At 53.8% G+C, this 14,926-nt stretch carries 13 protein-coding genes; 4 read left to right on the forward strand and 9 right to left on the reverse strand.

Features of this window, described 5'->3' with window-relative positions:
• Positions 1-13: 13 nt before the first annotated feature.
• Positions 14-1,732 carry an arginine--tRNA ligase gene (gene argS / locus J2T37_RS03030; RefSeq protein ID WP_253353718.1) on the forward strand — a complete coding sequence of 573 codons (1,719 nt, stop codon included), beginning with the start codon at positions 14-16 and terminating at the stop codon, positions 1,730-1,732.
• A gap of 80 nt (positions 1,733-1,812) precedes the next feature.
• On the opposite strand, the gene J2T37_RS03035 is transcribed toward argS, so the two are convergent.
• From J2T37_RS03035 to J2T37_RS03075, 9 genes are all read right to left on the reverse strand, one after another.
• A complete protein-coding gene (locus J2T37_RS03035) occupies positions 1,813-2,706 on the reverse strand; it encodes a DMT family transporter (RefSeq protein ID WP_253353719.1) in 894 nt (297 codons plus the stop codon).
• Positions 2,707-2,784: 78 nt separating this feature from the next.
• Positions 2,785-4,263 carry an aldehyde dehydrogenase gene (locus J2T37_RS03040; protein ID WP_253353720.1) on the reverse strand — a complete coding sequence of 493 codons (1,479 nt, stop codon included), beginning with the start codon at positions 4,261-4,263 and terminating at the stop codon, positions 2,785-2,787.
• Between the two features lie 244 nt (positions 4,264-4,507).
• A complete protein-coding gene (locus J2T37_RS03045; protein WP_253353721.1) occupies positions 4,508-5,407 on the reverse strand; it encodes a dihydrodipicolinate synthase family protein in 900 nt (299 codons plus the stop codon).
• Between the two features lie 93 nt (positions 5,408-5,500).
• Positions 5,501-6,874 carry an MFS transporter gene (locus J2T37_RS03050; protein WP_253353722.1) on the reverse strand — a complete coding sequence of 458 codons (1,374 nt, stop codon included), beginning with the start codon at positions 6,872-6,874 and terminating at the stop codon, positions 5,501-5,503.
• A 282-nt stretch (positions 6,875-7,156) separates the two neighbouring features.
• The gene (locus tag J2T37_RS03055) at positions 7,157-8,476 is read right to left on the reverse strand and encodes an NAD(P)/FAD-dependent oxidoreductase (protein ID WP_253353723.1); all 1,320 of its coding nucleotides are present in this window, start codon (positions 8,474-8,476) and stop codon (positions 7,157-7,159) included.
• A 101-nt stretch (positions 8,477-8,577) separates the two neighbouring features.
• Positions 8,578-9,273 (reverse strand): GntR family transcriptional regulator, encoded by a 696-nt coding sequence (locus J2T37_RS03060; protein ID WP_253353724.1) that lies wholly within the window; start codon positions 9,271-9,273, stop codon positions 8,578-8,580.
• A 293-nt stretch (positions 9,274-9,566) separates the two neighbouring features.
• Positions 9,567-10,250, reverse strand: a complete 684-nt coding sequence (locus J2T37_RS03065; protein ID WP_253353725.1) for a hypothetical protein — start codon at positions 10,248-10,250, stop codon at positions 9,567-9,569.
• Positions 10,251-10,321: 71 nt separating this feature from the next.
• Positions 10,322-11,005, reverse strand: a complete 684-nt coding sequence (locus tag J2T37_RS03070) for an MOSC domain-containing protein (protein WP_253353726.1) — start codon at positions 11,003-11,005, stop codon at positions 10,322-10,324.
• A gap of 101 nt (positions 11,006-11,106) precedes the next feature.
• A complete protein-coding gene (locus J2T37_RS03075; RefSeq protein WP_253353727.1) occupies positions 11,107-11,577 on the reverse strand; it encodes a universal stress protein in 471 nt (156 codons plus the stop codon).
• A gap of 198 nt (positions 11,578-11,775) precedes the next feature.
• Between J2T37_RS03075 and J2T37_RS03080 the strand changes: the two genes are divergently transcribed.
• The 3 genes from J2T37_RS03080 (at position 11,776) to pncB (ending at position 14,772) form a co-directional block, all read left to right on the forward strand.
• Positions 11,776-12,561, forward strand: coding sequence for a tRNA threonylcarbamoyladenosine dehydratase (locus tag J2T37_RS03080; RefSeq protein WP_253353728.1), 786 nt, complete (start codon positions 11,776-11,778; stop codon positions 12,559-12,561).
• Positions 12,561-13,409, forward strand: coding sequence for a segregation and condensation protein A (locus J2T37_RS03085; protein WP_253353729.1), 849 nt, complete (start codon positions 12,561-12,563; stop codon positions 13,407-13,409). Before J2T37_RS03080 ends, J2T37_RS03085 begins: the two co-directional genes overlap by 1 nt.
• Positions 13,410-13,548: 139 nt before the next feature.
• Complete coding sequence (pncB, locus tag J2T37_RS03090) at positions 13,549-14,772, forward strand: nicotinate phosphoribosyltransferase (RefSeq protein ID WP_253353730.1); 1,224 nt, start codon at positions 13,549-13,551, stop codon at positions 14,770-14,772.
• Positions 14,773-14,926 lie beyond the last annotated feature (154 nt).

A 14,926-nucleotide genomic window follows, 5' to 3' on the forward strand; every position in this document is an offset into this window, starting at 1 on the left:
TCAGAGAAACAGCATGAACCTACATCAAACCGTCGTCCGCGAAGCCGAGCAAGCCTTTGCCGCAGCGGGCATTGCGGGCGCGCCCGTTGTATTGCAACCGGCCAAAAGCGCCGATTTCGGCGATTTCCAAATCAACGGCGTGATGGGCGCGGCGAAAAAAGCCCAGCAAAACCCGCGCGAGTTGGCGCAAAAAGTGGCCGACGCGCTGGCGGACAACGCCGTTATCCAATCGGCGGAAGTGGCCGGCCCGGGCTTTATCAACCTGCGTTTAAACCCCGAATTTTTGGCGCAAAATATTCAGACGGCCTTAGCCGACCCGCGTTTGGGCGTGGCGGAAACCGCCGACAAAAAAACCGTGGTCATTGACTACTCATCGCCCAACCTAGCCAAAGAAATGCACGTCGGCCATCTGCGCTCCAGCATCATCGGCGACAGCATTTCGCGCGTATTAGAATTTATGGGCAACACAGTCATCCGCCAAAACCACGTCGGCGACTGGGGCACGCAGTTTGGCATGTTGGTGGCGTATCTGGTCGAGCAGCAACAGGCCGATACCGAATTCAAATTATCCGATTTGGAGCAATTCTACCGCGCTGCCAAAGTGCGCTTTGACGAAGACCCTGCTTTTGCCGACACCGCCCGCGAATATGTGGTGAAACTGCAAGGCGGCGATGAAAAAGTGTTGGCGCTGTGGAAACAGTTTGTGGAGATTTCCCTCAGCCATGCGCAAGCCGTGTATGACACGTTGGGCTTGAAGCTGACCCCCGCAGACGTAGCGGGCGAGTCAATGTACAATGATGATTTACAGGCCGTGGTCGATGATTTGACCGCCAAAGGTTTGGCGGTAGAAGACGACGGCGCGAAAGTGGTGTTTTTGGACGAATTTAAAAACAAAGACGGCGAAGCGGCGGCGTTTATCGTGCAAAAAAAAGGCGGCGGCTTTCTGTATGCCTCCACCGATTTGGCCTGCGTGCGCTACCGCGTGGGCAAACTGGGCGGCCAGCGCCTGCTGTATGTGGTCGATCACCGCCAAGCCTTGCACTTCGAACAGCTTTTCACCACCTCGCGCAAAGCCGGTTATCTGCCGGAAAATGTCGAAGCGCAGTTTATCGGCTTCGGCACCATGATGGGCAAAGACGGCAAACCCTTCAAAACCCGCTCCGGCGACACCGTGAAACTGGTGGATTTGCTGGATGAAGCGGTCGAACGCGCCACCGCTTTGGTGAAAAGCAAAAATCCCGACTTGGCCGACGATGAAGCCGCCAACATCGGCCATACGGTCGGCATAGCCGCAGTCAAATACGCCGACTTGAGCAAAAACCGCACCAGCGATTATGTTTTCGATTGGGACGCGATGTTGAGTTTCGAGGGCAACACCGCGCCGTATCTGCAATACGCCTACACCCGCGTGCAGTCCGTCTTCAAAAAAGCCGGCGAGTGGGATACCGCCGCGCCGCTGACCCTGACCGAGCCGCTGGAAAAACAACTGGCCGTCGAATTGCTGAAATTTGAAGACGTGTTAAACAGCGTGGCCGACACCGCCTATCCGCATTATCTGGCGGCCTATCTGTATCAAGTGGCAACGCTGTTTTCCCGCTTCTACGAAGCCTGCCCGATTTTGAAAGCCGAAGGCCAAGTGAGCAACACCCGTTTGCAGCTGGCCAAACTGACCGGCGACATTCTGCAACAGGGCTTGGATTTGCTCGGCATTGACACGCTGGACGTGATGTAAGCCGACATCGGCAGGCACATAAAGGCCGTCTGAAACGGATTGTTTCCGTTTCAGACGGCCTTGTCGCTATACAGCCACCTCTATTTCCGATATGCCGTTTTTTTCTTGCCGCCTGTCGCATTCAATACTGCCACGGCAATAATCAGCGCGACCCCCGCATATTGCAGACTGCCGAGGCGTTCGTCCAAGAATACCTCCGCCAGCAAAACGGCAGTAAACGGTTCAAATACGGTAAACACCGCTGCTTTGGCCGCCGACATTTTTTCCAAACCTTTAACAAACAGGAAAAAAGCAGCCACCGTACCGACCAGCGACATACCGATTGCCGACAACCATGCCGCCCAGTCCTGCTGCGCCAGCTTACCGAATGCAGTATGAGTGGCTGGCAACAGCAGCAACACCAGCGCAGGACAGCAAATCGAGGTAAAGAACACCAACATCGGCGGATTACCCAGCATAGCGCGTTTGCCCAATACGCCGTATAAAGCATAGCAGATACCTGCGCCCAATCCGGCGGTAATCCCAGCTGTGTCGGCAGCTCCGCCACCGGTCATGGTCAAGCCGACCCCAGCGGCGGCTACTACTGTCAGCAGCGCTTGGCGGCGGGTAATGCCCTCGCCCAAAATCATGCGGGCAAAAATCAGGCTCCACACCGGCGCGGTATACAGCAAGGCCACCGCCAGCGACGAGCCGACCCGCGCCACCGCCGCAAAATACAGCAGACTCATGCCCAATACGCCGATAAACGACTGCACCGCCAAAAACGGAAGCTGACGCATGCGCAGCTGCTTCAGATACGGCAGAAAGTAGCGCAAGGCAGACAGCAGCAACACGGCGGCAATCACTATCCGCAACGCCGCCACTTCCCCACCGCTGAACGACAAGCGGTTGAGGGTTGCACCCAATACGCCGAGCGTCCCCCAGCAGACCGCACCCGAAACCACCTGTATCATGCCTGTGGTTTGTGTATTCATGGTTTCCCTGTTCCCAATTTTCAGACGGCCTTATCAGGGATATTTCCCGAACAAGGCCATCTGAAAACAGACTAACCCTTATTCCACAAACCAAACGGTTTTGGTCTGCATATACTGCTCGAAGGCTTCCACGCCTTTGTCGCGCCCGCCGAAACCCGACTGCTTGTAGCCGCCGAACGGCGTGGCCGCACTGCCCTCGGAAAAGCCGTTGACCGACACCACGCCCGCCTGAATCTGCCGCGCAACACGGTGGGCACGGCTGAGGTTTTGCGTGTAAAACGACGCGGCCAAGCCGTAAATGGTGTCGTTGGCCAGAGCGACGGCTTCTTCTTCGGTTTTGAAGGTGGTTACGCCGGAAATAGGGCCGAAAATTTCTTCGCGGAAAATCGTCATTTCGGGCGTAATGCCGTCAAACAGGGTCGGTTCGATGTACCAACCACTGCCCAAATCCTTGCGGATATTACCGCCGAACACGACTTTTCCGCCCTCTTGTTTGGCAATTTCCAAATATTCGGCCACTTTTTCAAAATGGCGCTGCTCCACCATCGGGCCGAACAAAACGCCTTCTTCGCGCGGGTCACCGACTTTCCATGCTTTGACCGCCTCGGCCAGTTTCGCCAACAGCGTATCTTTGATTTTTTCATCCACCAAAATGCGCGAACCGCTGCTGCAATTTTCGCCCATATTCCAAAACGACGAAGCCAAAATATGCGGTACGGCTTTGTCCAAATCGGCATCGTCGAAGATAATCTGCGGGTTTTTACCGCCGCACTCGAGCACGACTTCCTTCATATTGCTCTTGGCCGAATATTCCAAGAAATACGCGCCCACTTCCGAAGAACCAGTAAACGCCACCATATCGACGCCGTGGTGCATACCCAATGCGCGGCCGACTTTGCTGCCCGAGCCGCACACCAATGTCAGCGCACCTTGCGGCACGCCTGCTTCATAAGCCAGTTCAATCAGGCGGTGTGCGCTCAAGGTGGTAATCGCCGCCGGTTTCACAATGACGGAATTGCCCGCTGCCAGCGCGGGAACGACTTTCCAAGCAAACATCAGCGCAGGGAAATTCCACGGTAACACGCAGGCCACCACGCCGATGGGCTCGTGCACAATCATGGCAGTGACATCGCTGCCGCTCGGCGCAACACGGTCAAACGATTTATCCAGATATTCGGCGTAGAAATAAAACGTATCAATCGTCGCGGGCAAATCGGTATTGCGGCATTCGTCTATGGGTTTGCCCGCGTCGATGCAGTCGAGCGCGGCCAATTCTTCGGCGTGTTCTTCCACCAATTGCGTCCAACGCAGCATGATTTTACGGCGTTCCGCAGGCGACAGTCCTGCCCAGCTCTGTTCGGCAAAGGCCTGCCGTGCGGCGGCAACGGCGGCATCGACATCGGCTTCATCGCTGTCGGCAATCGTGCCGATGACGCTGTTGTCAATCGGCGTGCGGTTTTCCAAAGTGCGGCCGTTGCCGCTGTGATTGGGAATCAAATTAACGGCATGCAACGCGCCCGCTTGCGCGGCTTCAAAAATCTGTGCGGCGGTTTTCATCAAAAATTCCTTAATGGTTGAAACCCCGCCATTTATGGCGGTAGAATCAGGGTCTATTCAAGCGGGGCGTAACCCCGTCTGAATCAGGGCAACACATAGGGCTGCGCCTTATGTGCAGTCCTGTGTGTTGAAACATCTTTTCTTTCCTTTGAGGTTTAAAGTTCGGCCTTTTCAGACGGCCTGAATATCCGACGTGCGGGTTGTACAGGCCGTCTGAATATTCCCGTTCAGACGGCCTGTACGGTTATGCGGCAACCGCTGCCACGTCAGCTTTCAATTTGGCGACAATCGCGGCCAATTCCGTTTTTTCGGTTTCATCCAAACCCAAAAGCGGCAGGCGCACGCCGCCAGCTTTCAAACCGGCCAGTTCGCAGCCGTATTTGATGGACTGCACGAATTTGCCGCCTTCCAGGAAATCCATAAACGGCAGCATGGCATTCATAATTTTACGGCCTTTGTCGAAATCTTTTTCCACTGCGCATGCCTGATACAGCGCGATGTGTTCGGCCAACAGGAAGTTGGACCCGGCGCACACCCAGCTTCGCGCACCCCATGCGAAAAATTCCAGCGCCTGATCATCCCAGCCGCACGACACCTGCAACTGCGGGAAATCATGCACCAGCATATGCAGCTGCTCGGGGCGGCCGGTACTTTCTTTAATCGCCACGAAATTTTTAGACGCGGACAATACAGTTTCAAAAAATTCGCGTTCCATGGTCATATTCATGCGGCCGGGGTAGTTGTAGAGCATGATGGGCAGACCGGCAGCTTTGTCCACCGCCAGCGCATGGGCGGCGTTTTCCGCCTGTGTCGGCAGCGCGTAAGGCGGTGTGCCGACCAAAACGGCATCTGCGCCGATGTCTTTAGCCATCGACCCCAAGGCAACTGAATCTTCGGTACGGATGGCTCCGGTGCCGACCACCAACGGCACGCGTCCACCGATGACATCTTTAGCCTGTTTCGCCAAAGCGAAACGCTCTTGCAGGGTATGGGCGTAGTATTCGCCGGTAGATCCACCGATGATGATGCCGTGTACCTTATTAGCAATCAGGTATTCCAATACCTCGGCAAATGCGGCTTGGTCTATATTGCCCGCGGCGTCTAGCGGGGTGATGGCGGGGGTGTAGATACCTTCGAATTTCATGGTAATTGCTCCGTTAAATGATGTGGGTGAACAGGCCGCTTTATGGCGCAAAGGCTGCGCTTTCAGACAGCCTAAAGTCGGGTAAAAATCAAGTCAGGCGGCAGAAGTTTTGCGGCTGACGTTTTCAGGTTTGGCCGGTTTGCGTTTGAGTGAACTGGCTTCCTGCAAGTCCAAACCTTTGGTTTCAGGCGCAAGCCAAACAGAAACCAGCAGACCCAGCAGAGTGACGGCTGCGGCGGCATACATGGTGTTGCCGATACCGATTCCGTCCAGCGACAGCGGCACTGCCCATGTACCGACCGCTGCGCCGATACGCGACAACGATGCGCCGATACCGACAGCCTGCGAACGGATTTCGGTCGGGAACAGCTCGTTCGGATAAACCAGCTGCAACACCTGCGCACCACCGATAAACACCGCATATGCGCCGAACAAAGCCAGCACCAGCATTTCCGAAGCCTCGGAGAAATAACCCAAACCGAGCAGTGCCAAGCCTGACCACAAGAAGCTGTGAATCACTAATTTTCGGCGGCCAAGCGAGTTAATCAGCTTCGTACCGAGAATACAGCCGACTACAAACAGCAGCGTAATCAATACCGAGCCATAATCCGCCCATGCGCCCTGTAGGTTCAAGGCAGACAATACGCGCGGTGCAAACGCATACACGGCAAACACGGGAATCACCGAACAGCTCCAAAACACCACCACAAACAGCATACGCGGGCCGTAACCGGCTTTCAGAATATCCAACAGCGTGGCGTTACTCTGCGTCGGTTCCTCCGGCAGGTTGCGCAGGGAAAAATCGCTGCCGTACACTTGCTTGATAACGGCTTCCGCCTCAGCTTTGCGGCCTTTGCTCAACAGCCAGCGCGGAGATTCGGGCGTACCCAAGCGCAGCAGGAACAGCGCGACACCGATAAAAGCCGGGCTCAACACCACCCATCGCCATGCCGCATCACCGAATTCGCGCAGAATCAGCGTACCGGCGATATACGATAATGCTGCACCGGCAAACCACAAAATCGTCAGTGCCGCTAAACGTGGGCCACGGTATTTTTTCGGCAGAAACTCCACCAGCAGCGAACCGGCCACCGGATATTCGAAACCGACACCGATACCGATGATAAAGCGGCAGAGGAATACCAACCAAGCGGAGTCCGCCCAAAATTGAATTACCGAGCAGACGGTAAACAACACCGGCCCGACAAAATACAGTTTCTGCCGTCCGACCAAACCGGTCAGCCAACCGCCGAGAAAACCGCCGGCAAAAATGCCGAACAGTGCGGAAGCGGCAATCATGCCCTGCCAAAAGCCGTTAATATTAAGCTCAGCCGACATCGCCACCAGAGCAACACCGATAATGCTGAGGATATAGCCGTCCATTACCCAGCCGCCACCCGAACGGGCGGTCAGCAATCGGTGAAAACGGTTCAAGGGAACATCTTCAATCGAAACGTAATTAGCCACTTTGTTTCTCCTTTTGTTGCGTGTAGTCCGAACGGGCAATGCACCCGCGCTTTGCAGAGGCCGTCTGAAAGCAGGAAATATTTTTCAGACGGTATTTTATTTTTATGGAATGTGTTCTTCCGTTCAGGGTTTCTACGACCCTTTATCCAGCGGTTTAGGAAAACGGACAAATTCAAAATAATCCGTTTTCCTAAAAAACCGTTTTAGTAAGCTATATGTTCAGACGGCCTTTGCCTGTTTCAGGCCGTCTGAATATAGAGTCAGCATAATTTGAATAACAGCCTAGGCTTCCAAGCCCGCTTTACGCCAAGTGTTCCACAGGCTGAGATTGACCCCGACAGATAAAAACGGTTCGGGCGGATTGGCGTTGGGGCCGGGTGAGGCGAGCAGAAAATCAATCATGTCGTTCTTCTCGCCAGCCAACCAGTCGGCCAGCAGCATGCCGGATACCGTGCCGCGCGTGACACCCAAGCCGTTGCAGCCGAGTGCGGCGTAGACATTGGGTGCAAGTTGGCCGAAAAAAGACTGGTGGTTGCGCGTCATCGCCAACTGGCCGCTCCAGGTGTATTCGAAATCCACATCCGGCAGCATAGGGAAACGGTTGGCAAACGATTTGCGGTGGTTTTCGCGGAACTTGGCCAATTTGCTGCGATCGCCCACACCATTGGGATGGAAGCTAAAGCTGTTGCGCATCAGAATGCGGTTGTCGTGGGTACGGCGTACGGTCGAACCGCCCGGATCCGCGGGAATCACACCCCAGAAGTCTTTGCCGCCCAAACGCGCCTGTTCGTCTTCATTCAGCGGACGGCTCAGACTGGCATACAGAAACAAGGGAATAAAACGGCCTTTGAGAAAACCGAAATGCTGGCCGAAGGCATTATTGGCCAAAATGAGCTTGTCGGCGGTAATCGTGCCGCCCGCATGGGTTAGCGTGACTTTTTCGCCGTAATCAACACCGGTAATCGCGGTGTGTTCATAGAGAGAAACATTGGCAGGCAGGCTGTCGGCCAAACCTTTGACCAGCGCGGAAGGCTGGAGCAGAATCGTGCCCGGCGTGAACAAGGCTTCTTTGTAAAATGATGTGCCGATGTGGTTGGGCAAATCCTGTCCGTTGATGACTTCATACGGTTCGCCCAATTTGTCCAAACCGCTGCGGTAGGCTTTCAATACCGCCAAACCGCGCGGCTCGACGGCGGCCTGATATTTTCCCGAATGCCGCATATGGCATTGGATATTGTGTTTGCCGACCAAACCGGCCAAATACTGCTGGCCGGTTTTATTCAGCTTCAACACCATTTTGGCGGTTTCCACATCGCCGATGTAATCATCCGCACCGATGTCGTGCGGCAAATCAATGGCAAAGCCGGCATTGCGTCCGGCCGTGCCGAAACCGACTTCCTGCGCTTCAATCAACGCAACCTCGTCATCAGGAAAGCGTTCGGCCAAGCGGCGGGCGGCGGCCAAGCCGACATAGCCCGCACCGATAACTGCCCAACGTACCTGACTGTTGCCCGAATGTGCGGGTTTGGCTGTGCGTTGCGGCGCGGTATGAAACCAGCCGCAAGCTTGGTCATCATCGGGTAAGGCTTTGACTTGAATCATCTCGGTTTCTCCTTGTTTGCAAACTGTGCCGGTTTGCTACCGGCCTGACAGAATATAGCGCAGGCAGAACACGGATATTTCAGACGGCCTCGGAACCAATATCAGGACATGACTATCTCCCCTTCCAATCCCGACGGAATCACATATTCCGTCATCCGCCGTCTTGACAGCTCCATGTGTTCGCGCATCAGCCGTACCACCGCCGCGCTGTCCCGCTGCTCGATTGCAGCAATAATCTCATCGTGTTGCGCCACTGCTGTGTAGGCATCCTGCTGCATGCTTTTACCCGCCTCATGGTGGTAAAACAGTTTGCCCAACCGTGCATGGTCGATTAAAACCCGCTCCATACTTGGCAACAGATAAGGGTTGTGCGCCATCTTGCCGATTTCCCAATGAAAACGGTTGTTGTGGTAGACGCTGCCCTCGGTGTCGCCGTCACGCGCCGCTGCCGCGACGTGTAACTGAATGTCTTTTAATGCGGCAATTTCCGCCGCCGTCGCATTTTCCGCCGCCAGCTGTGCGGTTGCGGTATACAGCAGCGGCGCAGCCAAAAAGAAATTGCGCAAAGCATCGTATCCCATAGCCGATACCCGTGCGGCGCGGTTTTCTTCCAACTCCAGATAACCTTCTGCCGCCATTTGCCGGATAAGCTCGCGCACAGGCGAACGGGATATGCTGAATTCATCTCCCAGTTTTACTTCATCCACTACTGCACCGGGGCGCAACTCCATGCTGAGAATGCGGCGGCGTAAAGTTTCGGCCATTAAGGTTTTGCGGTCTGTGCTGTGTTTGGACATTGCTGCTCCGAAGTCTTGTTGTAGGACTTCAGATGTTATCATTATTTTTATTGTATACAATTTGTATAAACCGTTTTTTCTCACAAATCGTAATGTGCTGTCTACTCTTTTTTGATAAAACTACATTCAATTACAATTAAAATTATGATTTAAAACAAATATATATTAGTTGGAAATAACAACTTCCAAACAGAAAAAGCACGCCCTCCTTCGAGGGCGTGCTTTTTTTATTTTCAGACGGTCTGCTATTACCGTCTGTCGACTATCAATCTGTTTTCAAATCAACCGTTTTCCTAAAGAAAATCCGCCAATTTTCTGCTGCGGTCATACAGCGTCAAAGCCGAATCGGGATTGACGTTCCAAATTTCCGGCAACGGGTTGTCGGCTCGCCACACATCGCGGCGCAGCTTTTCAAAGCGGTTGAAATCTTTGACAAACATCTTCCAAAAGCGCAAATAACTGTCCACCGCCTGCTGGTCTTTTTTCGCATAGCCGTGGCTTTTACCGTCTTTGGCCTGAAAATCGAAACCAATCAACACGATATTTTTCGGCGCAAACAAATGCGCCAGCGAAAGGGCTTGCAAGCCACTGTTACCGCCGTAAACATAAATATCATCTGTCGGATAAAACATCTCCTCGCCCAACTGGCTGTTTTGATTGCGCAAACCTACCCGCAACACGCTGCCGTCTTCCTCCAGATTACAGCCCAAACCGCAGCCGGTGATAAATTCGCCTTTAAAATTTTCCGCCAAACTGGTGCGGTAGTCGCGCCACCATTTGTGGTCGCAATGATGGGCGATACGCGCATGCGGCATCAGCTCGAAGGCCTGATTGCAGACAATCACGAAATGTTCGGGCGTAAACAGGCTGAAATTGACATTTTTCAGCGACGGCCCGCCGCCAATAACGAAAATGGTATCGGGATATCGCTGCTGTTGCATATAGTGCAAAAATGCCTCACTGGTTGCCGGTTGCATCAAGTCGTTTCCTTTTAATGTATTGGGTTCAATAAAATAATCTTATTTTTCAGACGGCCTGACGGTATGTTTCAGCCTTTTACCATACCATCACCGCCGTTTAATTTATCGCGCAGCGAACGCTTGAAGGCTTCGGCCAGCGGCGGATAGTCTAAGGCCGTCTGAATTTTGTCAGGATATGGCACGCCGTCGGCAGAAAGCAGGCGGTTGAGCGCCATAATGCTTAAATCGGGGTGTCCGGCCTGCTGCAAAATCACGCTATTGCCGCGCCGGATCTCGCCGCCCTTTATCACGCGGGCGTACCAGCCGGTCAGCCCGCTAGCAAAGATGGTTTCTTTCATAACCGGGTAGCTGCTGTTTTTGGATAAGCGGCTGCACGGGCGGCGCGGCTGGGCGATTTCCAGCAGACACGTGCCGATTTGATAGACATCGCCGACGCGCACGTTTTTTTCGTTCAAACCCGACAACACCAAATTTTCGCAGTACACCGCCTCCCCTTCGTAGCCGAAACTTTTACCGGTCAATCGGTTGAGCTGTTCAAACGAATCAGCCGACATCAGAAACACAGCCTTGTCCACGCCGCCGTGGTGCGCTTTGAGGCCGACATCGTTGCCGACCAAGCCGTGTTCATCTACTTTTACCGATTCGACAGGCTGCTTGCGGATGGCACTTTCCATTTCGCTGCCGTCGTCAAAGCGCAATAAGACGGGCTGCCCGATTTTAATACATAACACGCGGCTGTCGGTAGGATTCATGCCGTTTTCCTATGGGGTACATAATGCGTAAAGGCCGTCTGAAAACGGAAAAATCCCCAAGTTTTCAGACGGCCTTCATCTAATCATGATGCAAACGGCAATTATGCTTCGTCATCCTCGCCTTTGCTGCGGATAATCAGGAGCGGCAGATGGCTTTGGCGCATTACGGTTTCGGCGAAGCTGCCCATCAGCAAATGCATCAGACCGGTACGGCCGTGCGTACCCAATACCAGTAAATCCGCGCCGTTTTCATCGGCGTAATCCACCAATTCCTGCGCCATTTCGCGCGCGCCTTTGTTGGCGACCAGCAGGTGTTTGACGATATTGTGTACGCCGTCTTCGCGGGCGGTTTTTTCGGCAAAATCCAAGACTTCCGTACCTTGTGCCACGGCAGCGGCTTCATAGCTTTCGTGTTGCAGGAATTCGGGCGCCAAAGCCATGTATTCGGCGGGGTTGGCCACATGCACCAAAGTCAGGCGGGCATCGTTGACTTGCGCCAGTTCGGCCGCATGTTTCAACGCGTTCAAAGAAGTTTCGCTACCATCTACGGCAACCACCAAATGTTTGTACATAATCGTTCTCCTTGTGCGCCGCACCTGCTCCGGCAGCGGATGTAAATAAAAAGGGTAAATTGATTATAGACTGTTATTTCTGCTTTGCACAACTGTCTTTCTGCTTTCCAGTATAATACGGTCAGGCCAAATCAGGCAGTATTTTTTTGCTGCCGTTCGCCAGATTTATTTGTTTGTTGATTTATCACAAGGTTGACCATGTCCGACACCGCTTCCCTCTCTTCCCGCCGCTTCGGCGGCATTGCCCGGCTCTACGGCGATACGGCTTTACAGCGTTTTCACGAATCGCACGTGTGCGTGGCCGGCGTGGGTGGCGTCGGCTCGTGGGCGGTGGAAGCGCTGGCGCGCAGCGGTATCGGCCGTCTGACTCTGATTGATTTGGACAATGTCGCCGAATCCAATATCAACCGCCAGCTCCACGCGCTCACCGATGATTTCGGCAAAGCCAAAGTTACCGCGCTGCACGAGCGTATCCTGCAAATCAATCCCGCCTGCGAAGTTACCGAAATCGAAGATTTTGTGACCGAAGAAAATTTAAACGGATTGTTTTCAGACGGCTTTGATTTTGTCATCGACGCCATCGACCAAATCCGCGTCAAAGCGGCGATGGCGGATTATTTTGTCAAACACAAACAGCCGTTTATCCTCAGCGGCGGCGCGGGCGGTCAGAAAAATCCCGCGCTGATTCAGACGGCCGATTTGAGCCGCGTGACCCACGATCCCTTATTGGCCAACCTGCGCTACACCCTGCGCAAGCGCTACGGCTTTTCGCGCGATACCCAAGAAAAAATGCGCGTACCCTGCGTGTATTCCACCGAAAACATTACTCCGCCGCAATCAGGCGAAGCCTGCACGGTAGGCGGGAATGCCGCCGCGCCGCAAGGCTTGTCATGCGCGGGCTACGGCGCGAGTATGCTGGTGACGGCGACCTTCGGCCTGTATTGCGCGCAAGCGGCCATCGACCATATTGCGGCGGGCAAATAATGGATAGCGCCGTTCAGATTCATCATGCCGAAAACACCATCGCCTGGGTGTTCGGCCAACCCGTTACCGACATCCCACAGGATTTGTTTATTCCGCCCGACGCGCTGGAAGTGGTGTTGAGCAGTTTCCAGGGCCCGTTGGATTTGCTGCTGTATCTAATTCGCAAGCAGAATATTGATGTTTTGGATATTCCGATGGTGAAAATCACTGAGCAGTATCTGCACTACATTGCGCAAATGGAAGCCTATCAATTTGATTTGGCGGCAGAATATCTTTTAATGGCGGCGATGTTGATTGAGATTAAATCGCGCCTCTTGCTGCCGCGCCCGGAAGAAATCGAAGACGAAGAACACGACCCGCGTGCCGAACTGGTGCGCCGTCTGCTGGCTTACGAGCAGATGAAACTGGCGGCGCAGGGCTTGGACGCACTGCCGCGTGCCGGACGTGATTTTGCTTGGGCATACCTGCCGCTGGAAATCGCCGTTGAAGCCAAGCTGCCTGAGGTGTATGTGGCCGATTTGACGCAGGCATGGCTGGGGATTTTGTCCCGCGCCAAGCATACCCAAAGTCATGCCGTAGTGCAGGAAGCGATTTCCGTGCGCGCGCAGATGACGGCGATTTTGCGCCGACTGAACGAGCAGGGATTTTGCCGTTTTTCCGCGCTGTTTAAGCCCGAACAGGGCGCGGCGTATGTGGTGGTGAATTTCATCGCCCTGTTGGAACTGGCTAAAGAAGGCTTGGTCAGAATCGTGCAGCCGGAAAATTTTGCCGAAATTGAAATCCATTTGAAACAGGATGAAACGGAAAGCGCGGAGCAAACGGCGCGAACGGATAACGAGGCCGTCTGAAAAATATCATGACACCGCCGTTTTCAGACGGCCTTTCGTTCACACATTAAATTTCTTGCCGCCCGCCGCCACAAGCGCTGCCAAACGTGCTTTAATACCATACTGCTTTAACGAGTAAAAAATACCAGAGAGGAAAACCATGACAGACGTCCGCCCACCCATCGTCAAATCCTTACTCGACACCGATTTATACAAATTCACCATGTTGCAGGTGGTGTTGCACCAATTTCCGCAAACTTACAGCCGCTACGAATTCCGCTGCCGCAATAAAGAAATGGTGTATCCGCTGGCCGACATTCAGGAAGACTTCGAGCGCGAATTGGATACGCTGTGCCAACTGCGCTTTACCGACGACGAGCTGCTGTATCTGCGCAGCCTGCGCTTTATCAAAAGCGATTTTGTCGATTATTTGGAGCTGTTCCAGCTCAAACGCCGCTTCGTTACCGTCAGCCCCGATGAGCAAGGTCGTCTGAACATCTGTATTGAAGGGCCGATGATACAGGCGATGTTCTTCGAGATTTTCATTCTGGCGATTGTCAACGAGCTGTTTTTCCGCCGCTTGGAAACCCCTGCCGTATTGGAAGAAGGCGAACGCCGCCTGCAAGCGAAAGCCGATTTCCTGTGCAACATCGCCGCCACGCAAAACCCCAACGACCCGCCGTTTCTCGTCTCCGATTTCGGCACGCGCCGCCGCTATACGCTGGCGTGGCAGGAGCATGTATTGCGTACCCTCTACGAAGCCGCACCGGATATTTTCCGAGGCACGAGCAATGTCTATCTGGCGAAAAAACTCAACATCACCCCCATCGGCACGATGGCGCACGAATTTTTGCAAGCATTCCAAGCGCTGGACGTGCGCCTGCGCAATTTCCAAAAAGCCGCGCTGGAAGCCTGGGTGCACGAATACCGTGGCGACTTGGGTATCGCCCTGACCGACGTCGTCGGCATGGACGCTTTCTTGCGCGATTTCGACCTGTATTTTGCCAAACTGTTTGACGGCCTGCGCCACGACAGCGGCGATCCGTATGTGTGGGGCGAAAAAGCCTACGCCCACTACAAAAAGCTCAAAATCGACAGCCGTACCAAAATGCTGACTTTTTCAGACGGCCTCGATTTGGAACGCTCGTGGGCATTGCACCAATACTTCAAAGACCGTTTCAAAACCAGCTTCGGTATCGGCACCAACCTCACCAATGATTTGGGGCATACCCCGCTGAACATCGTCTTGAAACTGGTGGAGTGCAACGGCCAATCCGTCGCCAAGCTCTCCGACAGCCCGGGCAAAACCATGACCAACAACACCACCTTCCTCGCCTATCTGCGGCAGGTGTTTGACGTACCCGAGCCGGAAGGCAACGCTTGATTTTCCCGTATCAACGGCGCTCCTCGTCTAAGAGCGCCGTTTTATCGTCTTGCGATATTGCAATATAACAAAATCATCTTAAAATACAACAAACCATTCTTTCCCATTTTTCAGCAGCATCAGTAAAGTACCCTTCATTATCACAATAAATCCA

Origin of the sequence: Neisseria perflava (assembly GCF_024170405.1) — a bacterium.
GTDB classification, from domain to species: domain Bacteria; phylum Pseudomonadota; class Gammaproteobacteria; order Burkholderiales; family Neisseriaceae; genus Neisseria; species Neisseria perflava_B.